Source organism: Mesorhizobium sp. (assembly GCF_005063415.1).
Classification (GTDB): Bacteria; Pseudomonadota; Alphaproteobacteria; order Rhizobiales; family Rhizobiaceae; genus Mesorhizobium.
Window position 1 is genome coordinate 1 of sequence record NZ_SUEG01000048.1, and the last position, 22,780, is coordinate 22,780.

Sequence of the window (22,780 nt, forward strand, 5' to 3'; positions counted from 1 at the left end):
CGCTTGAAGGCACGTTGAACGGACTGGACGCCAAGGCAGGAGACGGCGACACCGGATCGACTGTGGCGGCCGGTGCGCGCAGCGTGCTTGGCCGCATTGCGACACTGCCGCTCGCTGACCCTGCCGCAACGCTCGCCGCCGTCGGCGACATCCTGAGCGCCGGCATGGGCGGCTCTAGCGGCGTGCTGTTGTCGATCTTCTTCACCGCCGCCGCTCAGGCGCTGGAATCTGGCGAAACGCTTCCCAAGGCGCTTCTCGCTGGCCTGGATCGGATGTCCTTCTATGGTGGAGCGAGGATCGGCGATCGCACGATGATCGATGCCCTGGAACCCGCCTTGAGGGCGCTGGATAGGGGGAGTCTGGAAGATGCGGCGGTCGCGGCGCAACGCGGAGCCGAGGCCACCGCTGCGATGCGCAAGGCCAAGGCCGGGCGATCCGCCTATATTGGCAGCCAGCTCGACGGCGTGGTCGACCCCGGCGCCTTTGCCGTCGCCGAGGTCTTCACTGCCCTCGCTGCGTTGCTCGAACCCGCTTGACTGGGGAAAAGAATGCTTCAATTGCCGGATATGCAATTTTCTCGTACTGCCGGCAGCGCAGGGGCCAGGAGCATGGGTGACATGGCGGCAGCGGATCTCTCCAGGCTGATCGAGGCGACGGCAAACACCATCGCCGCCCATGCCGAAGAGCTGACCAGGCTCGACCAGGCGATCGGCGACGGCGACCATGGGCTCAACATGAAACGCGGCTTCGAGGCAGTGCGGGCCGAGGCCGGTGCGTTTTCGGCAAAGCCGTTGCCCGAGGCGCTGAAGGCGATCGGCACCAAGCTGGTGATGACCGTGGGCGGAGCCTCCGGTCCCTTGTTCGGCACGCTGTTCATGGCGCTCGGCAAGGAGATTCCCGCCGCGCCGGATCGCGCCGATCTGGCGGCGGCCTTCGGCAAGGCGATCGAAGCAGTGGCCGCCCGAGGCAAGTCGCAGGCCGGGCAAAAAACCATGCTCGACGTGCTGCAGCCGGTGCATGAGGCCCTGCTGCAGGGAAAGACGGCAGCGGACATCGTCGAGATCGCTGACAACGCGGCCGACGCGACCGTACCGATGAAGGCGTTGCGTGGGCGCGCCTCCTTCCTTGGCGACCGTTCGATCGGCCATATGGATGCCGGCGCCCGCTCGACCGCGCTTCTGGTGCGGGCCGTAGCCGAAGCAATCGAGAGGCGCGCATGAGCAATGTCGGCATCGTCATCGTATCGCATTCGCCGCTGGTCGCCGAAGGCACCGCCGACATGGTGCGGCAGATGGTCGGCAACGAAGTGCCGCTTGCATGGTGCGGCGGAAACGGCCATGGCGGGCTGGGAACCAATGTCGAGGCGATCATGGGCGCCATCGACAAGGCCTGGTCGGAGGCGGGTGTCGCGATCCTCGTCGATCTCGGCGGTGCCGAGACCAATAGCGAGATGGCGGTCGAGATGATTGGCGAACCACGCGCCCAGAAGATCATCGTCTGCAATGCGCCGATCGTCGAAGGCGCGGTGATGGCGGCAACCGAGGCTTCCGGCGGCGCCTCGCTCAAGGAAGTGGTGGCGACGGCGCACGAACTGTCGCCGTCGTGAATGAACGGGAATTTTGACAAGCATGTCCGCAGCAGCCGAAGCCAGCGTCCTGATCACCCATGAGGTTGGACTGCATGCGCGTCCTTCGGTGAAGTTCACCAAGCTTGCCAAGACGTTTTCGGCCGACGTCGAGATTGCGCTCGCCGCCAACGGGCCGTGGCTCGACGCCAAGAGCATCGTCAAGGTAATGGCTGCGAAAGCGCCGAAAGGTACTGTCCTGCATATCAGAGCCAGAGGGGACGGCGCCGGCGAGGCGGTCGGCGCGCTGGTCGAGCTGGTGCGGCGCGATTTCGACGAAGGCAAGGACCATGCCCGAACCGCTTAGGCTGCAGGGCATTTCGGCATCGGCCGGCTATGCCGAGGGGCCGCTGTTCGATCTGGACCAGGCTTCTGTGCGTTATGTCCGCAAGGCGACTGCCGCGGACGAGAAAGCGGCGCTTGAGGCCGCCATCTCCATTGCCACAGGCCGGCTCGCGACATTGATCGAAACCAGCGACAGTGAGGCGGCCGGGATCCTCGAATTCCAGCTCGCCGTGCTGGAGGACGACGCGCTGACCGGCCCGGCTTTTTCGCACATCGCCGAGGGCATGGCTGCTGATGTGGCTTGGCGAACAGCGCTCGACGCCGAGATAGCCGGCTATGAAACATCCGATCAGGACTATTTCCGGGCGCGCGCGGCCGATATGCGCGATATACGTAACCAGGTGTTACGCGCGCTGACCGGGGGCGGCGACATTGCCGCGCCGGCGGGTGCGATCTTCTACGGCGAGGATATCGCACCGACGCGCTTCCTGGAGACCGACTGGCGTGCCGGCGGCGGTATAGCACTTACGGCCGGAAGTGCCGCAAGTCATGTCGCAATGCTGGCGCGCTCACGCGGCGTGCCAATGGTGGTGGGGCTTGGGCTCGTGGCGCGTGGGGTAGCCGGGCCCGGTGCTTCGCCGGCTCACCTTACCGGAAACGCACTGCTCGATGCCGAACATGGCGGCATCGTGTTGGCGCCTTCGAAAGCGGAGATCGCCATATTCCGGCGATCGTCGTTGTCTTTCGCAGCGCATCGCGGCAAAGCGGCAGCCTATCTGACAAGGCCGGCGGCAACGAAGACCGGCATAGCGGTCCGAATGCAGGTGAATATTGCCGATCCGTCCGATGTCGACACCATCGATGTCGCGACCTGCGACGGTGTCGGGCTGATGCGGACCGAATTCCTGTTCGGCAAGACACTGCCGGACGAGGAGACGCAATATTGCGCCTACCGCAAAGTGCTGGAATGGGCAGGCGACAGGCCGGTGACGATCCGTACCGTCGATGCGGGCGGCGATAAACCTGTGCCGGGCCTCACCGTCGAGGAAGGTAATCCATTCCTTGGCCTGCGCGGGATCAGGCTGTCGCTGGCGCGCCCGGAGGTCTTTCGCGTGCAGATCCGCGCCTTGCTACGCGCCGCCATGCACGGCAATCTGAAGGTGATGTTCCCGATGATCGCCGTTCCGGAAGAATATGAACACGCCATCGCGCTGTTCGCGGAAGAGCAGGCTGGCCTTTTGGCGCGCGGCATCGCGCAAAAAATGCCGCCGCTTGGCATCATGGTCGAGGTGCCATCGGTGGCGATTGCGCCGGAGGCATTCGCCAAGGCCGCCTTCTTCTCGATCGGTTCGAATGATTTGACCCAATACGTGATGGCCGCCGCTCGCGACAATGCGTCGGTCGCACATCTGAATTCCGTCAGGCACCCGGCCGTGCTCCGGCTGATCGCCTCGGTTGCCGCCTTCGGCCGTGAGCACACTATCCCGGTCAGCCTGTGTGGCGATGCCGGCGGTGACCCCGCCTCGATCCCGGCGCTGCTCGAAACCGGCCTGCGTGACCTCTCCGTCGCTCCCGCCCAACTCGCGATGGCCAAGGCGGCCATCGCGGACGTTTGGATCTAGGCCCCGGCATGGCAGACAAGGCGTCGCAATCCGGCCCCGAGGAAGCGATCCGCGCCTACAAGACGATCCTGTCGCAGGTGATCGATCAGCGCCCGTCCGGCATGCGCCAGCGCCTCGCTGATGCGCTGGGCAAGCATCGCAGCTTCGTCACGCAGATTTCCAGCCCCGCCTATTCGACGCCGATCCCTTCGAAGCATTTGCCGGCTATCTTCTCCGTCTGCCATTTCAGCCCGGCCGAACGCGATCATTTCCTTGAAGCCTACCATCGGGCGCATCCGGGAAAGATGTCGCTGGCTGCAGGCATGCGCAAGACACGGCATGTCTCGCTGATCGTTCCCGATTTCGGCGACGACAAGCAGAACGCGGCGCTCGACCGGGCGGTCAACGATTTCATCCAGAAGATCACCAGCATCGCCGGCAAGGGCAGCTGACGCTGGGCTATTTCGGGAGGACAGCCATGAAGAAATTTCTGAATTCGGTCGATACGGTGCTGACCGAGAGCCTCGACGGCTTCGTTGCCGCGCATGCCGATATCCTGGCGCTTGGCGAGGAGCACAAATTTGTCCGCCGCAAGGTGCTCAAGCCGGGCAAGGTGGCGCTGATCTCCGGTGGCGGCTCGGGTCACGAGCCGCTGCATGGCGGGTTCGTCGGGCATGGCATGCTGGATGCCGCCTGCCCCGGCCAGGTATTCACCTCGCCGACGCCTGACCAGATGATGGCGGCCGCCGATGCCGTCAATACGGGCGCCGGCTGCCTGTTCATCGTCAAGAACTACGAGGGCGACGTGATGAATTTCGACATGGCCGCTGAAATGACGGCAGGCGTGATGCAAATCGTGACCAATGACGACGTCGCGGTCGAAAACTCGTCCTACACCACCGGCCGGCGCGGCGTCGCCGGTACGCTGGTGGTCGAGAAAATCGTCGGCGCGGCAGCCGAACAAGGCATGCCACTGGAGTCTTTGAAGGCGTTGGGCGAGCGCGTCAACGGCGCGACGCGCTCGATGGGCGTGGCGCTGACCAGTTGCACCGTCCCGGCGGCGGGCAAGCCGACCTTCGACATCGGCGACGGCGAGATGGAGTTCGGGGTCGGCATCCACGGCGAGCCTGGGAGGCGACGCGACACCTTGAAGAGCGCCGACGCCATCACCGACGAGATCTGTACCGCAATCCTGGGTGACCTGGGCGACGGTGCCAGAGGCCAGGCGCTACTCTTCGTCAATGGCTTTGGCGGCACACCGTTGATGGAGCTTTATCTGATGTATAATAGCGCCCGCAAAATCTTCGAGAAGCATGGCGTGACGGTGGCCCGGTCGCTGGTCGGGTCCTATGTGACCTCGCTCGACATGGCCGGCTGTTCGATCACGCTGAGCATGCTCGACGACGAGGCGGCTGTTTGGTGGGATGCACCGGTACATACGGCCGCGCTGCGCTGGGGCATGTAGCGGCGGAGAATGCCCCAGAAATAGTCGGTGATAAGACCGACATCGGCAACGCCGCGCATCGCCAGACAGTTGCCCTCCTCACCCTGCGTAAGATAAAGGATCTGCGGGTTTGGGGAGTTTGAGCATGCGTTACAATTGGGATCGGGCGCCGACGGGTTTCGAGCGCCATGGAAAGATGCTGGCAGCCGCCTTGCTGATCGCCGGTGGGGTCGGCCTTATGCTCGCTGCCCTCCCGCTCTAGGGACAACAACGCGGGTAGCGGACTACTTCTCAGCGCGTTGCGCCGCATCGCCGGCCTGAGCAGCTGAAGCGAGCACCAACGCCAGCGTCGCAACCGCGGCAAACCCAAGCTCATATGGCAATTTCATCGCGCGCCCTGCCCCAATGTCGAAAATTCGGCCGATATCAGCCCCGCAGACCACGACGACCCTGCATTTGCGGCCGAATTAGAACGACGGCAAACGAAACGCACAAATACATGGTTACACAAACCAGCATACGCTATTTCAAGGACAGCAAACATTCCTGGGGAGGAAGCTGGATGGCGTCACGCTACCACGAGGTCTATGACGACTGGAAACGCGACCCGGAAAAATTCTGGGCCGATGCGGCGAGTGCAATCGACTGGTTCTCGCCCTTCGAGACCGTGTTCGACGCCAATGCCGGCGTCTATGGCCGATGGTTCAATGGCGCCTCGTGCAACACCTGCTTCAATGCCGTCGATCGTCATGTGACGGGCGGCCGTGCCGACCAGATCGCGTTGATCCATGACAGCGCGATTGCGGGCACAATCAGGAAATTCACCTATGCCGAGTTGAAGCGCGAGGTGGTCGCGCTGACCTCGGTGCTCAAGAATCGCGGCATCCAAAAAGGCGATCGCGTCATCATCTACATGCCGATGGTACCGGAAGCAGCCTTCGCCATGCTTGCCTGTGCGCGGATCGGCGCCGTGCATTCGGTGGTCTTCGGCGGCTTCGCCTCGCATGAGCTCGCCACGCGCATCGACGATGCCAAACCGAAGCTGATCATCTCGGCGTCCTGCGGCCTGGAGCCCGGGCGTGTCGTTGCCTATAAGCCGCTGCTCGACAAGGCGATCGAGATGTCGCGGCACAAGCCGGAAAGCTGCCTCATCCTGCAGCGCGACCAGCTGCGCTGCGAGCTCAGGGCAAACTACGACATCGACTATGCCGACGCCGTGGCGCGTGAGCGGGCCGCCGGCGCCAATGTCGACTGTGTTCCGGTGCTTGCCACCGATCCGCTCTACATCATCTACACGTCGGGCACGACCGGCCAGCCGAAGGGCATCGTGCGCGACAATGGCGGCCATATGGTCGCGCTGAAATGGTCGATGGAAAACGAGTTCGGCGTCAAGCCGGGCGAAGTGTTCTGGGCGGCTTCCGATGTCGGCTGGGTAGTCGGCCATTCCTATATCGTCTACGGCCCGTTGCTGCATGGCTGCACAACCATCCTGTTCGAGGGCAAGCCGGTCGGAACGCCCGACGCCGGCACCTATTGGCGTGTGATCGCCGAGCATGGCGTGGTCGCACTTTTCACCGCGCCAACCGCCTTTCGCGCCATCAAGGGACAGGATCCGAAGGGCGAATTCGTCCCGAAATACGATCTGTCCAAATTCCGCACGCTGTTCCTCGCCGGCGAGCGCGCCGATCCGGAAACCATCAAATGGGCGGAGCAGAAATTGAACGTGCCGGTGATCGATCATTGGTGGCAGACGGAGACCGGCTCGCCAATGACCATTAACCCCGCCGGACTGGGCCTGTTGCCGGTCAAATACGGCTCGCCCGGCGTGCCGATGCCTGGCTACGACATTCGCGTGCTCGACGATGCCGGGCATGAGGTCAAGCGTGGTACGCTTGGCAATGTCGTGGTGAGATTGCCGTTGCCCCCCGGCTGCCTGCCGACGCTGTGGAATGCCGACGAGCGGTTTCGCCAAGCCTATCTCGAGGAGTTCCCCGGCTTCTACAAAACCGCGGATGCCGGCATGATGGACGAGGACGGCTATCTCTATGTCATGGCTCGCACCGACGACATCATCAATGTCGCCGGCCACCGGCTGTCGACCGGCGCCATGGAGGAGGTGCTGGCCGCGCATCCCGACGTTGCCGAATGCGCCGTCGTCGGCATTGCCGATGCGATGAAAGGCCAGGTTCCACTCGGCTTCGTCGTGCTGAATGCCGGCGTCGACCGCGACGCCGGCATCGTCGAAAACGAGGTGGTCACGCTGGTGCGCGAACGGATCGGCCCGGTCGCTGCCTTCAAGACGGTGGTGACGATCAAGCGCCTGCCGAAGACGCGCTCCGGCAAGATCCTGCGCGGCACAATGCAGAAGATCGCCGACAAGGAGGAATGGGCCATGCCGGCAACGATCGACGACCCGGCCATCCTCGACGAGATCACCGCCGCGCTGAACCGCCGCGGCATCGCCCTGTAAGGACGTCGAAGCCGAGTTGCGTCCGAAGCTCCGGTATGGAACGACCGGCGCCGGACGTGGTATCCACGCGGTGTGTCGTCATGTTGTTTCGGAATCGAGACGCACCCACAGCCATGCGAGATGCCATACGTGACCCTGTTCCAGCGATCGAGAAAGCCCCAGGCCGCGGCACGCCAGCGGCTGGAGGTCGATATACAGGACATGGTCGTCTATGCGATCGGCGACGTGCATGGCTGCTACAACGAACTCCGCGCCCTGGAGCAGAAGATCCTGCTCGATTCGGCGTCCTTCGAAAGGCGCAAGCTCATCATCATGCTTGGCGACTATGTCGATCGTGGACCTCAGTCGGCGCGTGTGCTCGATCATCTGCTGGCGCCGCCGCTCCATGGTTTCCAGCGCATCTGCCTTGCCGGTAATCACGAAGTCGTGATGCTGAACTATCTCGACGGGATCATTTCGAGAGAGTCGTGGCTGGCGATAGGCGGCCTGCAAACGCTGTTTTCCTACGGCGTCGACCCGTCGCGCATGGCCGATCTTTATGGGTCAAGCGAGGAGGTCGACCGGCGCATTCGGGAGATCATTCCCGCCGGCCATGTCAGCTTCATGCGCGCGCTGCCGGTCATGGTCTATTCGGCCAAATTCGTGTTCGTTCACGCCGGCATCAGGCCGGGCATAGAGCTGGCCGCGCAGGACGAGGACGACCTGCTGAATATCCGTTCGGACTTCTTCGAAGCTGCGCATCTTCTCGACCGCTATGTGGTACACGGGCATACCCCGATCGAGTTTCCGAAGCTCGACGGACGCCGGCTCGGCATAGACACCGGCGCCTTCCAAAGCGGCCGGCTGACCGCAGTCAGGATCGTCGACAGAGGGGCCCGGCTGATATTTTCCTGAGCGCGATTGTCGCTCAGGCGGCTGCCTTGGTGCGCGCTTCCGATTTTTCCAGATAGTAGCTCGAATATTTGTCGAAGAATTTTTCCGAGCCGCCGATCGCGCCATACTTGGCCAGCTTCTTCAGTTCGACCTTGTTCAGCACCGCGCCAATGATCTTCTTGGCGATGTAGGGCTCCGAGCTGAGCACGGATTGCACCATCGCCCGCGGCGTGCGTCCCCACTCGGTGACCAGCACGAAGCCGTCGACAAGCGGAGCGAAGGCCTTGGCGTCGACGACAGGCCCGAGCGGCGGCAGATCGACGATGATGTATTCGAAGGTTTCCTTGGCGTTATCGATGAAGCGCCGCATGCCGGCCGAAGACAGAAGCTCGCTGGTATGCGAAAACTGCCCACGCAGGACAGCCGGGATGATAGCCAGCTTGGTCTGCCGGTCGATCTTGCCGACCGACTGCCATGTCTGCCCGCTCACCACAGCTTCCATCAGGCCCTGCTCGGCCTCCATACCGAGGCTGCGGCTGAGGCCGGGATTGCGCAGGTCGCCGTCGATCAGCAGCGTTTTCGATCCGTTGACGGCAAGCAGCCCGGCAAGATTGGCCGCCACCGTCGACTTGCCTTCGCCGGGAAGCACCGAGACCACGCCGATGACCCGGCTGCCCTGGCCCTCCATGACGACGTCGAAGGCGATCTTTGCGTTGCGCAGCGTCTCGGAGAACATCGATGCCGGTGCGTCGACGGTTACCCGCATCCGCGCACGTTTTTCGGCCGCCGACAATGTTTTGGAGGGCTGGGATTTGGAGGACTTGGCGGTCTTGGATTCAACGACTTTGACGTCAGGCTGACCGCCATTGCGTTGGTCATCCTTGCCAGCCTTGCCGATGACCGGGAGATAGCCGAGGAATTTGAGGCCGACACGGTCGCGCACATCCTCGCCGGTCCTGAAGAAGCGTTCCCTGAATTCATTCAGACCACCAACCCCTGCCCCCATCATTATGCCAAGCGCCAGCGAAAGCCCCAGCACGATGGCCGTTCGCGGGGTTGCGGCCGACTGCGGCATCGTCGCGTCCGAGATGACCCGGATCTTGCCGACCGGGAAGGATTGCTGCTGGGCGGCCTCCTCATAGCGGTTCAGGAACGTCTGGTAGAGCGTCGACAGCGCCGTCGCCTTCTGGTCCAGCTCACGCAGCTTGACCTGCGACTGGTTGTCGATGGAGCTCTTGCCAGCCGCCAAGGCGACATTTGCGCGGAGCGCGGTTTCGCGCGCCAGAGCGACCTCGTATTCGTTGCGGTAGCTTTCGGTCAGTTGCTTCAGCTCGCCGAAAATCTGCGCCGATATGTCGGCCTTTTCCTTGGCGAGCGCGACGGCCTGCGGATGTTGCGGGCCGAAATTCGCTTCGACGTCCTGCTGCCGCTTGGCGACGGTGAGATAGCGGTTCTTCAGCGTCGTGATGACGGAGCTGCTCGGCTGGTCGTTCGATATCGCTGCGTCCTTGAACGCATTGTCCGAGCCGCTTTCGACGATCGACTTGTACTGCTGATAGCGGGCGCCGGCACGTGCGGTATCGGCCTGCGCGACGATCAGCTGGGTGTTGAGATCGGACAATTGCTTGTCGCTGATCAGCTGGCCGTCGTTGACCGCCAATCCATGTTCGGCCCTGAACTTTTCGACCGCCAGTGCAGCCGCCTGGGAGCTCTCGCGGAGCTCGGTCAGCCGGCCTTGCAGCCAGACCGCCGCCCGCTCGGTCGCGTCGAAGCTGGCATCGAGCTGATCGGCGAGATAGGCGTCGGCATAGGCCTTGGTGATGGCGGTCGCAAGCGCCGGATCCGTCGCTTGGAAGGAGATGCTGATGACAAAGCTTCGTCCGATCCGCTCGGCGTCGAGTTGGTTCTGCAGTTTGAAGATTGCGTAGTCGCGGGGCGACGACGATGCGGTGAACGCATCACGCGTCGCAGCATCAAGCTGAGTGACATCGGTTGTGCTAGCGGCGCGCTTGGGGCGGACAGACTGGATGACACCGCGCACAAAGCTTGCGACCTTCGACAGGGCTGATGTCGGAGGATTCATGAAAGCATCGTTCTGATCGAGCTTCAACTTATCGACGACTACCCCCGCCAGCCTGGCCGACTGCAAAATTTCGATCTGGCTTAGAACGGCGGAGTCGGTCTGCATGCTGACCGACGCCGCCGAAATGTCGTCGACGACCTTGTTCAATCCTTCGTCGATCAGCACGCTGCTCGTCGCCACATAGGTAGGAGGCGTGGTCTGCAAATAGAGCACGCCGAGAAAGAGACCGATGACGGCGCAGGCGGCAACCACTTTCGCCTGCCGCGCGGCCATGCCAAGCAGGCGCTCGATGTCGATGAAGTCTTCGGCGTTTGCCGCATTTGAAGCCGGCAATGGCGTCCTCTTGTCGACAGGAAAATTGGCATAGTTCATCTTCGGTCCAATTCTAGTTTGCAGGCGCTACCGCCTCGAAGATCGGGACATAGGGTGCAAACCTTGCGCCGGACAGTGCGCGTTGCGCGCAGCGCAACGGCCTGTCCTGCGTCATCAGCCGCACCCACAATGCCTCGAAAAAATGGACATTATGCGGCTTCTTCCCGACGCTGATGCGACTGGACGAATTCCTGCAGCATCTCGAAGATCGGGCCCTTCATATCCTCTCGCGCCAGCGCGAAAGCGACATTGGCCTGGATGAAGCCCTCTTTCGAACCGCAGTCGAACATGCGGCCGTTGAAAGGCTGGGCAAAGAAGGCCTGCGTCTGTGCGAGGCGCACCATTGCGTCGGTCAGCTGGATCTCGTTGCCGGCGCCGCGCTGCTGGCTGGCCAGCAGCGAGAATATCTCGGGCTGCAGGATGTAGCGGCCGTTGATGTAGAAGTTCGACGGTGCGTTGGCAGGAGCCGGCTTTTCGACCATGGCCGTCACCTCGAAGCCCGTGCCGACATCCGCGCCGCGCCCGACAATGCCGTATTTGCTGGTCTCGGTCGGATCGCAACGCTCGACGGCGATAACGTTTGCGCCAGTTTGCGCATAAAGATCGGCGACCTCGGCGAGACACCCGCGCCCGCCGAAGGACACCATGTCCGGCAAAAGCAATGCGAAGGGCTCGTCACCGATGACTTCGCGCGCGCACCAGACGGCATGGCCGAGGCCTTGCGGCGACTGCTGGCGGATGAAGCTCGTCGCGCCGGCGACGGGAAGCAGGCTTTCAAGCGATTCGAGTTGCGCCTTCTTGCCGCTCTGCTCCAGGGTTCCGATCAGTTCAGGATGCAGGTCGAAATAGTCCTCGATCACGGCCTTGTTGCGGCCGGTGACGAAGACGATGTGCTCGATGCCGGCCTCGAACGCCTCGTCAACCGCATATTGCACGACAGGCCTGTCGACCACTGGCAGCATTTCCTTCGGCATGGACTTGGTCGCCGGCAGGAACCGCGTTCCAAGCCCCGCCACCGGTATGACTGCCTTCCTGACTTTTTTCATTGCATGTTCCTTCTGAGGAGATCGATTTCAACCTGTCGCAGGCGGCGAAAACTGTCTTCATTCATTCGCCTGCAGCCCTTCACCTCCCCGCCACCACGGCAAACTGTGCCGCTACCCTTCGCAGCCGGACGGCGATCGGCATGCTCATATGCCGAACCGCCGCCGGATCGCTGAGCGCCGTCCATATCGCCTTGAGCGGAGACCGCGCCTTGATGTGCTGGACCAGCGACAGGAATGATACCGCCCGCCGCAGGCTGCGAGCGCGCCTGGCGAAGGCCGCCGCGGCCGCAGCATCCATGGAATGGGTCGCGGCGAAGCTGGCATCGGCCCTGCGCATCGCCTCGACGTGGTGAAGTTCGAGCACCCGGGAGATGGAACCGGTGCGAATGTGGTAGATATAGCCCGTCGTCGGCTCGACCACGCATTTGCCGCCCTTGGCCAGAGCACTGGCCAGGAGGATATAGTCTTCGCCAATGATCAGGCTTTCATCGTAGCGAAGCCCGTTCTCGTTCAGGAACCGGCGCTGGAAAATCGGCTTGAGATAGCCGAGATTGAACCTCGATTCGAAGAGGACATTGCCGCCGATGTAATCCGCCAGCGAGATTTCACCGAGCCCTTCCAGATAGTCGGCCGGGAACATCGTCTCTTCGGCAACGCCATCCTCGCGAACCACCTGCAGATTGTCGACCGCGATTTCGGCGCCCGCTTTCTCCGCGCGTTCGATCATGGTGCAGAGTCGCCCGGGATAGACCGCGTCGTCGGAATCGAGGACCGCGACCCACCTGCCGCGTGCAAGCTCAAGGCCGGCATTCCTGGCGCCGCCGGGGCCACGGTTTTGCTCAAGCGCGACAACGCGCACGATGTCTTCGGGGTAGGATCTCGCCAGATCGAGCGTCCGGTCGCGCGACCTGTCGTCGACGACGATGACCTCGACGCTGACATTGCGCTGCGCGACGGCGCTGGCAATCGCCCGATCGATGGTCGCCTCGGCATTGTAGGCGGCAATCACGAAGCTCACGTCAGGCTGCACGCTTGCCCCCTTGCTGCGGCGAAGACAGGCCGTATTGGCGGATTTCACGAACCCCGACGAGGCCGCTGACGACGCCGGCATGCATAATGCCGCGAAGCACGCTGCGGTTCCGGCGTACGGGGTCAATGGCGACCGGAATTGCCGACAAGAAACTGTAGGCGGCCTTTGCCGTGGCAATGCCGACCTGCTTGAGCCGGGCAAGGCCGTGTGCGTTGCGCCCCAGAAGATGACCGTGCGTCTGCCCGACGCGGAACCGGCGGCGGCCGAGCCAGTCGAATGCCGCCCTGGCAGGTGGCACCGCTTCGTCGACCCAAGCCTCCGGCGAAAAGGCGATGCGGCCGCCGGCCTTGACCATCTGGTCGAAGAATTCCGTATCTTCGCCGCCGGTCTGGCCACGTGCCAGGCTGAAGCGCCGGCCGCACAGGCTCTCAGCGCCAATCCTGAGCAGGACGTTGCAGGTGTAGCCGGTGCGGATCTCGCCGCTCACCCAGACCGGCGAGGTCGAGTGGAAATCGCCTTTGCGCATCCAGTCGGGCGCCTCCGGCTGGTAACGGGCTTGCACCGGCCCGAGCACGGCTGCCGCGCCAGTTGCTTCCGCCGTCGCCACCAGTTCGGCAAGCCAGCCGGCGGTGGCCGTCTCGTCGTCGTCGATAAAGGCGACGAAATCCGACGCGCTGGCATCGAGGCAAGCGTTGCGCGCGATCGAGATGTTGCGGGCCGGGGCGTGCCGGTAGGTCACCGGCAGCTTCAGCTCCCCTGCCAGCTTGGCGACCAGCGGTTCGGCCGTCGGCGTATCGTCGTTGTCGGCAATGACGATACCGACATTGTATCCCGCAGGCATATCCATGGCTGCTACGGAGCGAAGCGTGTCGGCAAGCTCCGGCCGGCGAAACGTGCAGACGCAGATATCGATGCTTCGATTTTTCCTGACCGGGTCCATCACGCTACCCCGCGCTGCGGTCGCGGTGCGAGCAGTTGCAGCCAGAAACCGACCGACCAACCGAAATGCATGACCATTGCCGAGACCCCAGCAAGTGCAATGTCGGGTTTGCGCTGACTGAGGGCGGTCCAAAAGCCGTAGCCGAGGCAGACCGACGCCCATAGCAAAAGCGGCACGGCCGCCAGCCAGTGGACGAAGGAAAAGGCGGCGAGAAGAACCACGGGGAACACCAGAAGCGGCACCATCTGCCGGATCTTCGGGATCATGCGGTGCTTGAGAACGTTCTTCGCCCGGCCACGGCCATAGCCGAGGTACTGAAAATAGAGGCCCTTCAGCGAGGAGCGCGGGTAGTAGACCATGTGCGTCTTGCCGGTCATCCAGATGCGGTAACCGGCCTGGCGGAGCCGATAATCGAGCTCGGCATCCTCATTGTGGCTGAACGTTTCGTCATAGCCGCCGACTGCGGTGAAGGCCGAGATCCGCATCATTGCGTGGTGGCCATGATCGACCCATTCCCCCGCCGAAAGGTGCCGGTGCTTGGAGCCGCCGGTGCCGAGCCTGGAGTTCTGCGCCGCTGCCGCTGCTTTCTGCACCATGCCGCTGCCACTGGTCAGCATCGAGACGACGACCGAATCCGCGTGGGTGGCCTGCGCTTCTTCGACCAGCCGGTCGCAATAATCCGCGGGATAGCCGCCATGCGCGTCGATGCGAATGAGATAGTCGACGCCATCCCCGAATCTGGCGACGGCGAGATTGATCGCCGCGCTCTGCAAGCGCTTTTCATTGTGGAGCAGGATCACCCGCCGATCTTTTGCGGCGATGTCTGCGACGATCGTCCTGGTGCCGTCCGTACTGCCGCCGTCAGCAACGATGATCACGGCGCCCAGCCTCTCGGCCGCAGGGCGGAGCTCTCGAAGCAACGCGCCGATATGGGCCGCTTCGTTCAGGCACGGAACCACGATCATGCAGGATGGAGTTTCGGTTTGCGTCATCGGCAGTCCCTCTACGCCAATGCTTCGGCAGCATATGGGCCGGGCGTCGCCGCCAAGCCGCGCAGTTTTTCGACGAGCGCCCGGCAATCGGCGCGGTCGTGGCTCCAGGTGCGCGGATTGCGGGCGAGAACACGCGCCCTCAATGTCTCGAACCGATGCTGCTCCATCGTGCCGACGGCAGCTTCAAGCGCCTCGGGCGTGGCTTCTGGCAAAAGAACCCCGATGCCTTGCCGGTCGAGGAACCGACCGGTTTCGGTGTTGCCCATCGAAATCGGCACGGCTCCGAAGCGGCAGCCTTCATAGAGACGGTTGGGCAGCAGCCATTCGGAGTTCAGGCCCTGCTCGAAAAAGTCGATGGCCCAGGAAAAGTGAACCTCGCGGTAGATCGCCGCCATATCCTCGGGGTTGCGGTAGGGCCCGCCAAACGACAGCCAGGGTTCCGATTCAACAAAACCATAGAAATCGGGAAATTCGGACAGCGCCGGCCGGCCCCTGAGGACGATTTCAAAGCGGCCGTCGAGACGGCGCGTAAATTCGGCCAGAAGCTCCAGGGATCGGCGGCAGCGGAGCGCACCGAACCAGCCGATCCGCCATGGCGGCGCAACGGGATTCTCCGCCGTAATGCGGTCATCCAGCGAAGCCGCGGCCGGCTCGAAATACTTGTTTTCGAGCAGCTCGACCGGCGCGGCAATCTGTCCGAACGGCTTGAAATAGTTAGCGATGAAGGCCGGAGAGCTCGTCACCAGAAGCTTCACATCCCTGGCCAGGAAGCGTTCTGCGCCGCGCATCGCCCAGCCCAGCGGATCGTCGCGAAGCAGCAGGCGATGGATGTCCAGACACTCGTAGACGATCGGCACTGTTGCCTGGAAGGCCGACCTGGCCCGGCGGGCAAGCGCCAGCATTTCCAGATTGCGCGCGATAATGAGGTCGGGCCGTGGCATTGAGCCCAGCTTCGAGCCGGTCGAGACCACCGCCTTCATGATCGCCGCCAGACGCTGGGCGAATCGGCCATCACGAGTCGGGCCGAGATCGATCGGCTGCAAGCCCTCGACATCAGCAACTGCGCTTGCCGTACGACGAAAGCCCGCCAGCGTAACCTGGGCGCCGCCTGCCTTGAGCATTATGATCCGCCGGCGCACTGCCGGATCGGAGACGTCGTGTACCAAGTACAAGACATGCAGCATGAAAACTCGACCGCTGTTGGCCCGCCCGCGACGATGCTAGTACAGCTCTTGCTGCATCGCAACATTTTTGGTTGCAGCGTAGCAAAGTTCCACATTTTTTGTTGCACTGCAAAATCGATGGGTTAATCTCGCTCTGCTTGGGCCGCATGGACCGCGCGTTGGCCTGCCATCGGGCTGCGCGCCAATAATCAAAGACGCGAGGACCATCCTGGCGTGCAGCATTTTCGGCCAACCCGCCCCTCGGCATCCGTCGACCGAACCGCGGGACTACTCACGAAATGAGGTCATTCCATGAAGATCGCGGTTGAAAACACCGTCTGCCTGAATACCGGGGATGCAGCGATTCTCCTGGCGATCCGCCATGTTTTCAAGACGATCGTCCGGGAAGACATCCAGTTCTACGTCTTCGACAGCCAGCCGGAGGTAGCGGCGAGGCTCTACACGAAGAAGGACTATCCTGATCTCGAATTCCACAAGCTGCTGTCGGAATCGCTGTTCCGCTACAAATACGGCAGCGGGCTGAAGAACCTGTTCAAGCCGATCTACAATCGGCTCGTACTCAATGCCCTGCGGCGGTTCGGCATCCGCGGCGTTCTCGGGCGTTTGTTCAGCTCAAGCAATCGCCGTGGTCTCGAGATCTACAGAGATGCCGACCTCGTGGTCACGACAGGCGGAACCTATCTCGTCGAGACCTACAATCTGGAACGGCGGCTCAATCAATTCAGGATCGACGCGATTCTGGGCAAGGACCCGGTCTTCTTCACGCAATCGCTCGGCCCGTTCAACAAAAGTTACAATCGCCAGGAGTTGAGCCCGATCTTCGACCGGAGCCCGCTCATCCTGCTGCGCGACGAACGTTCGCGAGACCACATTGTGGACATGGTGAAAGACCCCGGCAAATGCCACGTCGTGGCCGATGCCGTCTTTGCCCTGGCCGACACCGACAGGATCGGAAAAATTCTGGCCTCTGGCCAGTCGGCGACGGTCACCGGCCGCGTCGCCATTTCCGTCCGTCACTGGAACTATGTCAGCGACGGCGAGGGCGGCATGCGCCGCTACATCGACTCGATCCGCGAGATCGCGACCATCCTGGTCAGGGACCACGCCAAGGAGATCACCTTCGTCTCCACCTGCCAGGGCGTGCCGGAATACGCCCATGATGATTCCAAGACAGCGCGGGCGATCGTTGCCGAGCTCGATCCTGAGATCGCCAAGCATGTAAGCGTGGACGCTTCGTTCCACACGCCGGAGCAACTGATGGCACTGGTGAAAGGCTTCGACTTCGTCGTCGCAACGCGCATGCACATGATGATCATGTCGCTCTGCGTCGGCACGCCGGTGCTGCCGATCGCCTATGAATTCAAGACCAAGGAACTCGCCAAGCGGATCGGCGTCGCCGACCTGCTGCTCGACATCGACACGGTGACGCCCGAGGAAGCGAGCGAGAAGCTCGGCAGACTTACCGCCAATCTCGACCTCTATCGCAGGACGAGCCTTCAGGCAGTGCTTGAGGAGCATGCGTCGGCGATGTCGGCAGGTGAGCTTTTGAGGCCGGTGATTGCCGGCCTAGCGGGCGTTGCGCATGGCGCTGGAAAGCGTGGTGAACAGGGCACTGCGCGACTGGCGAAGGGCAAGCATGAGCACAAGTCCGATCGAATAATTGAGGGCAACCGCCAGGACCACCGCGAGCAGGTCTGACTGGCCGGTCAGCGATGCCGGCAACTCCCGGTACACGGACCAGGCAAGCAGCGATGACGCGACGAAAAGCCCCTGCATCATTAGGAAGTCGGCTGCGGTCACCGGGCCGACCCGGTGGACAAGAACGGCAAGCACCGGGACGCGCAGCACATAGCCGCTGGTCGCGTAGGCCGCCGCGACACCGACGGCGCCCCAGTGCAAGCCGATGATGAAGGCGGCGACCGTCGTCAGCGACGAGTAGATGCCCCAGTGGAACATGGTCTTGGTCTTGCCCTGGCAGATGAAGATCCAGCCGGTGGTGCTCGAGACGGACTGGATCAGGCTGGCGATGCCCAGCCAGGCGAAGATCGGCGCCACTGCTGTCCAGCGCTCGCCGAAGAGAAGCCCGACGACCTGGTCCGACGTCAGCGTCAGCGCCGCGATGCCGGGCATGGTGATGGCCGCCAGCATCCAATTGGTTCGCACATAGATGTCGCGAAACCGCGCCTTGTCCTCATGGATGCGGCTCAGCAGCGGCACCATCACGCGTGTCAGCGGCTGGTTGATGTTCTGCAGCGGGAACAGCAGGAGCTTGTAGGCGCGGTCATAGTAGCCGAGCTCGATCGCGCCCGAATATTTTCCGATCAGGATGTTGTCGAGATTGCGCGAGAAGAAGTTGGCCAGATTGAAGCCGGTCAGATTGGCGCCGAAGGACAATATGTCGGTATCGACCTTCAGGTCCGGCCGCGACGGCGTCCAGCGCGCCACCTGCCACGCCGCCGCCAGCGCGACAACAGCCGAAACCGCCGGGCCGATGACCAGCGACCAGTAGCCCAGCCCCGCATAGGCCGCGACTGCGGTAGTCGCAAGTCCGGCAGCGGCGGTGATCACGTCGTTCAGCGCGAGCTGGCCAAAGCGCAAATGGCGGTTCATCAGCGCCAGCGGCACCGCGGCGAGACTGCCAAGAAGCAGCGGCAAGGCAGAGCCGATGGTGATCCCGACCATGCGTTGATCGCCATAGAAGGCAGCGATGGCGGGCGCCAGGCACCCCACCATCACGGCACTGCCCAGCCCCACCAGCGCACTGATCCAGAATACCTGGTTGAGCTGCTCCGTGCTGATGTCCTTGCGCTGGACCACAGCCTGCTGCAGGCCAAGGTTTTGAAGCAGCCCGACAAAGGCCACGATCGGCCCGACGGAAGCCACCAGGCCGAAATCCTCGGGCACGAGCAGACGCGCAAGCACGATGACCGAGAGAAACTGGATCGCCATCTTGAAGCCTTGCGCGCCGATCGTCACAACGCCGCCGCGCAGGGCGACGCGACCGAACTGGGGGGGCGGGTTGGCGTTCATGCTGGGCGCCCGGCTTCGGCCAGCTGGGCAACGATCTGCGCAAAACGTTCGTTGAGTACGTCCGCGTTGAAATCCAGCTCGATCTTGCGGCGCGCCGCACGCGCGATGCGCTCGCATTTGTCCGGGTTCTCGGCCACCCAGACAAGCTTGCGAGCCAACGCCGCAACGTCTCGCTCCGGTGCGAGGAAGCCTGTCTCCTGATCCTCGATCAGCTCGGGAATGCCCGAGTGATAGGTGCTGACCACGATCAGCCCGGCGGCCATAGCCTCCATCAGCGCCACCGGAATACCCTCGAGATCGCCGTCTCGCGCGGCAACGCTTGGCAGCAGGAACACGTGGGCATTGCGCAGGCGCTGCTTGACCTCGGCGTGCGGGCGCGGCCCGAGGAAAGTCACCCGGTCGGCAATGCCGAGATTTGCGGCGAGCTTCTTCAACTCTTCCAGCAATTCGCCGCCGCCAATCACCGTATAGACCCAATCGCGCCTCGGCAGGCTGGCGAGCGCCCGAAGGGCGAATTCGATGCCCTTCTTTTCGGTCAGCCGGCAGACCGAGATGAACGACAGTGTGTCCCGGTTCCAGGAACGCCAATGGTAGCCGATCTCACCCGGCCGCACGCCCATATGGTGAACCATGACCTGCGCGGGGGGTGCGCCGACGCCGATCAGGGCGTCGCGGAAAAATGCGTTCACCGGGAGCTGGAGAACGCCCTTTTCGAAGACGACCTTGTAGCGCGTGAGCGTATTGTCATGCAGCGGTTCGCCGACATCGCGGCCGTGGAATATGGTCACCAGCGGAGCGGAAATCCGGCCTCGCTTCATGGCGCGGGCGACGCGCATGCCGTTATTGCCGAAATGCGCGACGATCACATCGGCGTTCTGCAATTTGCGCGCAAAGGCGATGTCGATAGCGGTCGAGAGCTTATCCCAGAACCTGCCCGACCATCTCCTGAGCGTCGGGCGAAAGCGCCCCAGTCCGCCCCACCAGCAGACGACCTTGCCAGGTAGCGCCTGCCAGCGGCGATCGTCGATGTTGCTGCCCTTGCCGAAGGACGTCTCGTTGCAGATGACGCCGACCTGCATGCCGCGCTCGAGGCACCCTTCTATCTGGTCGAGGACGAAGGTCTCCGACAAAGAGGGGAACTTATCAACTACGAAGCAAATCTTCATCGAATGGACGATCTTTCGAGGCCGGTCGGCGATCTGCTCGCGCGGATGAAGGCTGACGCCCGTCGCCACCGTGCGAGGCGCTTCAAGCGTCCGGTGTTGTGCGTGATGTTGTCCCAAGCCATCCCCTCGGGTCAGGCGCGAAGGCTGGCTTTTGGGCGACATGCATGGCTTTGGGCGAAATGCATCAGGCGGCACGCTCCAGTGCGCCTTGCCTGGCGTTGTCGAGAACGCCGAGGAAGGTCGCGAACTGAATGTCTGGATTCATCTGCGGCCGCTCCGAAAACAGCTGCGCCGCCGCCGACAGCCGATCGTACTCGGCCTTGTCGCTCCATAGCCGTCTGACCGCGGCGACCCAGTCGTCGAGCGGTGCGTCATAGTCGAGCACCACGCCACCGGCGCCAATCGCTTCCGGCAGGCCGCCGCGGCGGGACCCGACGACCGGAATACCGCTGCAATGGGCCTCGGATGCCACCCGCCCCCAAGCTTCTTCCCATTTGCTGGGCGCCAGCAGGATCTTGGTGCGGCCATAGACGGTCTTCATGTCGCTGGTGCGGCTTTCCAGCCTGACGTTGCGCAGCGGCGCGATGATCCGTTCGATCTGCGCCCGGTGGTCGTCGTCGAGCTTCCAGCTTTCGACGAACAGGAACGGAATTTCGGGGCATTGGCCGGCGATGCGCACGGCGAGTTCGAACCCTTTTTCATTGTAAGGATTGATCAGTGTGACGAATTCGCCGGTCGTCGGCGTGCTGTAGAGCCCAGGATTGATGGTCGGCGGAATCACGGTCGAATCGATGCCGAACTTTTCCTTATAGGTGTGCGCGGTGAATTCGGAGTTGGCGATATAAAGCGCCGAATGCAATTCGCGCAGGTCGCCGGCCAGTTCGTGGAATTCGACGTTCCGCAGATATACCACCAGCGGCACGCCGAGCGCCTGCAGCGCCTTTCCGATCGGCACCGATTTGTGGCATTGCACGACGGCGACATCGGGATCGAGCCGTTCGACCGCGAAGCGCGCCGCCTCCCAGGGAAACCACGCCCGCACGACCGGATAGCCGGGATAGCTGTCGATGACCGCACGCTGGCGAAGCAGCTTCATCTTGGCGCGCGCCTTGAAGCCGAACATGCCGTCACCGAACAGCGCCGCCAGAACCGAGGCGTCATGACCGTGCTCGCGCAGCTGCTCGACCAGATGGTGCGTGCTCGACTGAACGCCACCGCTGAACTGCGGCGTGTAGCCGTTGCCGCCTGCAAACAGAACTTTCATGGACCTGGCTCCTTGCTGGACCGCCCTGGCGTCACGCCGCCATTCTGCCGATGCTGTGGTATTCGATGCCGTGGCGGGCGATGACCTTGGGGTCGTAGAGATTGCGTCCGTCGAAGATGACGGGCGTGGTCAGCGCGTTCTTCAGAGCATCGAAGGACGGCGCGCTGAAGCTCTTCCACTCGGTCACGATCAAAAGCGCGTCGGCGCCTCGCAGCGCGGCCTCCTTGGTGCCGCACAGTTGCAGGTCGTCGCGCAGCCCGTAGATCGCCTGGCATTCCTGCATCGCCTCGGGATCGTAGGCCTGAACATTGGCCCCGGCGGCCCAGAGCGCCTCCATCAGCGTGCGGGACGGGGCCTCGCGCATGTCGTCGGTATTGGGCTTGAAGGCCAGGCCCCACAGCGCAAAGGTCTTGCCCTTGAGATTGCCCTTGAAATAGCGGTCCACCTTCTCGAACAGGACCGACTTCTGCTGGTTGTTGCGCTCCTCGACGGCACGCAGCAGCTTGGCGTCGAACTTGACGGCTTCGGCGGTCTTGATCAGGGCGCGCACATCCTTCGGGAAGCACGAGCCGCCATAGCCGAGGCCCGGATAGATGAAGTGGTAGCCGATCCGCGGGTCGCTGCCGATGCCTTTGCGCACCTCCTCGATGTCGGCGCCCAGTTGCTCGGCCAGATTGGCCATTTCGTTCATGAAGCTGATCTTGGTCGCCAGCATGCAATTGGCCGCGTATTTGGTGAACTCGGCACTGCGCACGTCCATCACGATCATCTTCTCGTGGTTGCGGTTGAACGGCGCGTAGAGTTCGCGCATCACCGCTTCGGTGTCCTCGTTGCTGGTGCCGACGATGATGCGGTCGGGCTTCATGCAGTCGCTCACAGCGGACCCTTCCTTGAGGAATTCCGGATTGGAGGCGACGTCGAAAGCCAGATCCTCGCGCCCGCGCGCCTTCAGCGTCTCGGCGATCCTGGCCTTTATCCTTTCGCAGGTGCCGACCGGCACGGTCGACTTGCCGACGACGATCTTGGGCGTGTCCATCTCACGACCGATGGCCTCGGCGACGGCCAGCACATATTTGAGGTCTGCCGAACCATCCTCGCCCGGAGGCGTGCCGACGGCGATCATCTGAATCTGGCCATGCTTGATCGCCGCGGCGGCGTCGGTGGTGAACTTGATGCGGCCGGCGGCATGGTTCTCCTTGACCATGTTTTCGAGCCCAGGCTCGAAGATCGGGACATGACCCTGGTTGAGCCGCTCGACCTTTTTTGCATCGATGTCGACGCAGACCACCTGATGGCCGACTTCGGCAAGCACCGCCGCCTGTACAAGACCGACATAGCCGATTCCAAAGACAGTCAAATTCATTCGGTTTCATTCC

19 protein-coding genes and 1 pseudogene are annotated in these 22,780 nt (G+C 62.9%); 10 read left to right on the forward strand and 10 right to left on the reverse strand.

All coding sequences use genetic code 11. The annotated features are described in order from the left end of the window. From E5W70_RS15015 to E5W70_RS15055, 9 genes are all read left to right on the forward strand, one after another. The coding region (locus E5W70_RS15015; RefSeq protein ID WP_292659367.1) for a dihydroxyacetone kinase subunit L at nt 1-536 on the forward strand (536 nt) is incomplete at its 5' end. A gap of 81 nt (nt 537-617) precedes the next feature. Further along, complete coding sequence (dhaL, locus tag E5W70_RS15020; protein WP_292659368.1) at nt 618-1,220, forward strand: dihydroxyacetone kinase subunit DhaL; 603 nt, start codon at nt 618-620, stop codon at nt 1,218-1,220. Continuing rightward, complete coding sequence (dhaM, locus tag E5W70_RS15025; RefSeq protein WP_292659370.1) at nt 1,217-1,606, forward strand: dihydroxyacetone kinase phosphoryl donor subunit DhaM; 390 nt, start codon at nt 1,217-1,219, stop codon at nt 1,604-1,606. The genes dhaL and dhaM overlap by 4 nt, the downstream gene beginning before the upstream one ends. Nucleotides 1,607-1,628: 22 nt before the next feature. Further along, the gene (locus E5W70_RS15030) at nt 1,629-1,931 is read left to right on the forward strand and encodes an HPr family phosphocarrier protein (RefSeq protein WP_292659371.1); all 303 of its coding nucleotides are present in this window, start codon (nt 1,629-1,631) and stop codon (nt 1,929-1,931) included. After that, on the forward strand, nt 1,915-3,531 hold the full coding sequence (gene ptsP / locus E5W70_RS15035) for a phosphoenolpyruvate--protein phosphotransferase (protein WP_292659373.1): 1,617 nt from the start codon (nt 1,915-1,917) through the stop codon (nt 3,529-3,531). Before E5W70_RS15030 ends, ptsP begins: the two co-directional genes overlap by 17 nt. Nucleotides 3,532-3,539: 8 nt before the next feature. Then, the gene (locus E5W70_RS15040; protein ID WP_292659375.1) at nt 3,540-3,962 is read left to right on the forward strand and encodes a hypothetical protein; all 423 of its coding nucleotides are present in this window, start codon (nt 3,540-3,542) and stop codon (nt 3,960-3,962) included. 26 nt (nt 3,963-3,988) lie between these two features. Then, nucleotides 3,989-4,975, forward strand: coding sequence for a dihydroxyacetone kinase subunit DhaK (gene dhaK / locus E5W70_RS15045; protein ID WP_292659377.1), 987 nt, complete (start codon nt 3,989-3,991; stop codon nt 4,973-4,975). A 541-nt stretch (nt 4,976-5,516) separates the two neighbouring features. After that, a complete protein-coding gene (locus tag E5W70_RS15050; RefSeq protein ID WP_292659379.1) occupies nt 5,517-7,424 on the forward strand; it encodes a propionyl-CoA synthetase in 1,908 nt (635 codons plus the stop codon). A 120-nt stretch (nt 7,425-7,544) separates the two neighbouring features. Further along, complete coding sequence (locus E5W70_RS15055; RefSeq protein WP_366509706.1) at nt 7,545-8,318, forward strand: metallophosphoesterase family protein; 774 nt, start codon at nt 7,545-7,547, stop codon at nt 8,316-8,318. 13 nt (nt 8,319-8,331) lie between these two features. Here the strand turns inward: E5W70_RS15055 and E5W70_RS15060 are convergent, their stop codons facing one another. The 6 genes from E5W70_RS15060 to E5W70_RS15085 form a co-directional block, all read right to left on the reverse strand. Then, nucleotides 8,332-10,752 (reverse strand): polysaccharide biosynthesis tyrosine autokinase, encoded by a 2,421-nt coding sequence (locus tag E5W70_RS15060; protein WP_292659381.1) that lies wholly within the window; start codon nt 10,750-10,752, stop codon nt 8,332-8,334. A gap of 149 nt (nt 10,753-10,901) precedes the next feature. Then, on the reverse strand, nt 10,902-11,798 hold the full coding sequence (gene galU / locus E5W70_RS15065; protein WP_292659383.1) for a UTP--glucose-1-phosphate uridylyltransferase GalU: 897 nt from the start codon (nt 11,796-11,798) through the stop codon (nt 10,902-10,904). A 79-nt stretch (nt 11,799-11,877) separates the two neighbouring features. Next, complete coding sequence (locus tag E5W70_RS15070; RefSeq protein ID WP_292659385.1) at nt 11,878-12,828, reverse strand: glycosyltransferase family 2 protein; 951 nt, start codon at nt 12,826-12,828, stop codon at nt 11,878-11,880. Continuing rightward, complete coding sequence (locus E5W70_RS15075; RefSeq protein ID WP_292659387.1) at nt 12,818-13,768, reverse strand: glycosyltransferase; 951 nt, start codon at nt 13,766-13,768, stop codon at nt 12,818-12,820. The genes E5W70_RS15070 and E5W70_RS15075 overlap by 11 nt, the downstream gene beginning before the upstream one ends. Next, complete coding sequence (locus E5W70_RS15080) at nt 13,768-14,760, reverse strand: glycosyltransferase family 2 protein (RefSeq protein WP_292659389.1); 993 nt, start codon at nt 14,758-14,760, stop codon at nt 13,768-13,770. The genes E5W70_RS15075 and E5W70_RS15080 overlap by 1 nt, the downstream gene beginning before the upstream one ends. Nucleotides 14,761-14,771: 11 nt before the next feature. Beyond that, nucleotides 14,772-15,944, reverse strand: a complete 1,173-nt coding sequence (locus E5W70_RS15085) for a glycosyl transferase family 1 (RefSeq protein WP_292659390.1) — start codon at nt 15,942-15,944, stop codon at nt 14,772-14,774. A 291-nt stretch (nt 15,945-16,235) separates the two neighbouring features. Here E5W70_RS15085 and E5W70_RS15090 point away from each other — a divergent pair. Beyond that, a pseudogene (locus E5W70_RS15090) lies at nt 16,236-17,288 on the forward strand (polysaccharide pyruvyl transferase family protein); the annotation flags it as partial. Between the two features lie 222 nt (nt 17,289-17,510). Here E5W70_RS15090 and E5W70_RS15095 read toward each other — a convergent pair. From E5W70_RS15095 to E5W70_RS15110, 4 genes are all read right to left on the reverse strand, one after another. Continuing rightward, nucleotides 17,511-18,974 (reverse strand): lipopolysaccharide biosynthesis protein, encoded by a 1,464-nt coding sequence (locus tag E5W70_RS15095; protein WP_292659392.1) that lies wholly within the window; start codon nt 18,972-18,974, stop codon nt 17,511-17,513. Beyond that, nucleotides 18,971-20,257 carry a glycosyltransferase gene (locus E5W70_RS15100; protein ID WP_292659394.1) on the reverse strand — a complete coding sequence of 429 codons (1,287 nt, stop codon included), beginning with the start codon at nt 20,255-20,257 and terminating at the stop codon, nt 18,971-18,973. Before E5W70_RS15100 ends, E5W70_RS15095 begins: the two co-directional genes overlap by 4 nt. A gap of 67 nt (nt 20,258-20,324) precedes the next feature. Then, complete coding sequence (locus tag E5W70_RS15105) at nt 20,325-21,404, reverse strand: glycosyltransferase (protein ID WP_292659395.1); 1,080 nt, start codon at nt 21,402-21,404, stop codon at nt 20,325-20,327. A 31-nt stretch (nt 21,405-21,435) separates the two neighbouring features. Then, nucleotides 21,436-22,767: a UDP-glucose/GDP-mannose dehydrogenase family protein gene (locus E5W70_RS15110; RefSeq protein WP_292659398.1), complete on the reverse strand. Its 1,332-nt coding sequence runs from the start codon at nt 22,765-22,767 to the stop codon at nt 21,436-21,438. Between the last annotated feature and the right edge of the window lie 13 nt (nt 22,768-22,780).

Coding starts and splice junctions, on each gene's coding strand:
- dhaL (WP_292659368.1), top strand. CDS start 618: ATGGCGGCAGCGGATCTCTCCAGGCTGATCGAGGCGACGGCAAACACC.
- dhaM (WP_292659370.1), top strand. CDS start 1,217: ATGAGCAATGTCGGCATCGTCATCGTATCGCATTCGCCGCTGGTCGCC.
- E5W70_RS15030 (WP_292659371.1), top strand. CDS start 1,629: ATGTCCGCAGCAGCCGAAGCCAGCGTCCTGATCACCCATGAGGTTGGA.
- ptsP (WP_292659373.1), top strand. CDS start 1,915: ATGCCCGAACCGCTTAGGCTGCAGGGCATTTCGGCATCGGCCGGCTAT.
- E5W70_RS15040 (WP_292659375.1), top strand. CDS start 3,540: ATGGCAGACAAGGCGTCGCAATCCGGCCCCGAGGAAGCGATCCGCGCC.
- dhaK (WP_292659377.1), top strand. CDS start 3,989: ATGAAGAAATTTCTGAATTCGGTCGATACGGTGCTGACCGAGAGCCTC.
- E5W70_RS15050 (WP_292659379.1), top strand. CDS start 5,517: ATGGCGTCACGCTACCACGAGGTCTATGACGACTGGAAACGCGACCCG.
- E5W70_RS15055 (WP_366509706.1), top strand. CDS start 7,545: ATGCCATACGTGACCCTGTTCCAGCGATCGAGAAAGCCCCAGGCCGCG.
- E5W70_RS15060 (WP_292659381.1), bottom strand. CDS start 10,752: ATGAACTATGCCAATTTTCCTGTCGACAAGAGGACGCCATTGCCGGCT.
- galU (WP_292659383.1), bottom strand. CDS start 11,798: ATGAAAAAAGTCAGGAAGGCAGTCATACCGGTGGCGGGGCTTGGAACG.
- E5W70_RS15075 (WP_292659387.1), bottom strand. CDS start 13,768: ATGGACCCGGTCAGGAAAAATCGAAGCATCGATATCTGCGTCTGCACG.
- E5W70_RS15080 (WP_292659389.1), bottom strand. CDS start 14,760: ATGACGCAAACCGAAACTCCATCCTGCATGATCGTGGTTCCGTGCCTG.
- E5W70_RS15085 (WP_292659390.1), bottom strand. CDS start 15,944: ATGCTGCATGTCTTGTACTTGGTACACGACGTCTCCGATCCGGCAGTG.
- E5W70_RS15095 (WP_292659392.1), bottom strand. CDS start 18,974: ATGAACGCCAACCCGCCCCCCCAGTTCGGTCGCGTCGCCCTGCGCGGC.
- E5W70_RS15105 (WP_292659395.1), bottom strand. CDS start 21,404: ATGAAAGTTCTGTTTGCAGGCGGCAACGGCTACACGCCGCAGTTCAGC.
- E5W70_RS15110 (WP_292659398.1), bottom strand. CDS start 22,767: ATGAATTTGACTGTCTTTGGAATCGGCTATGTCGGTCTTGTACAGGCG.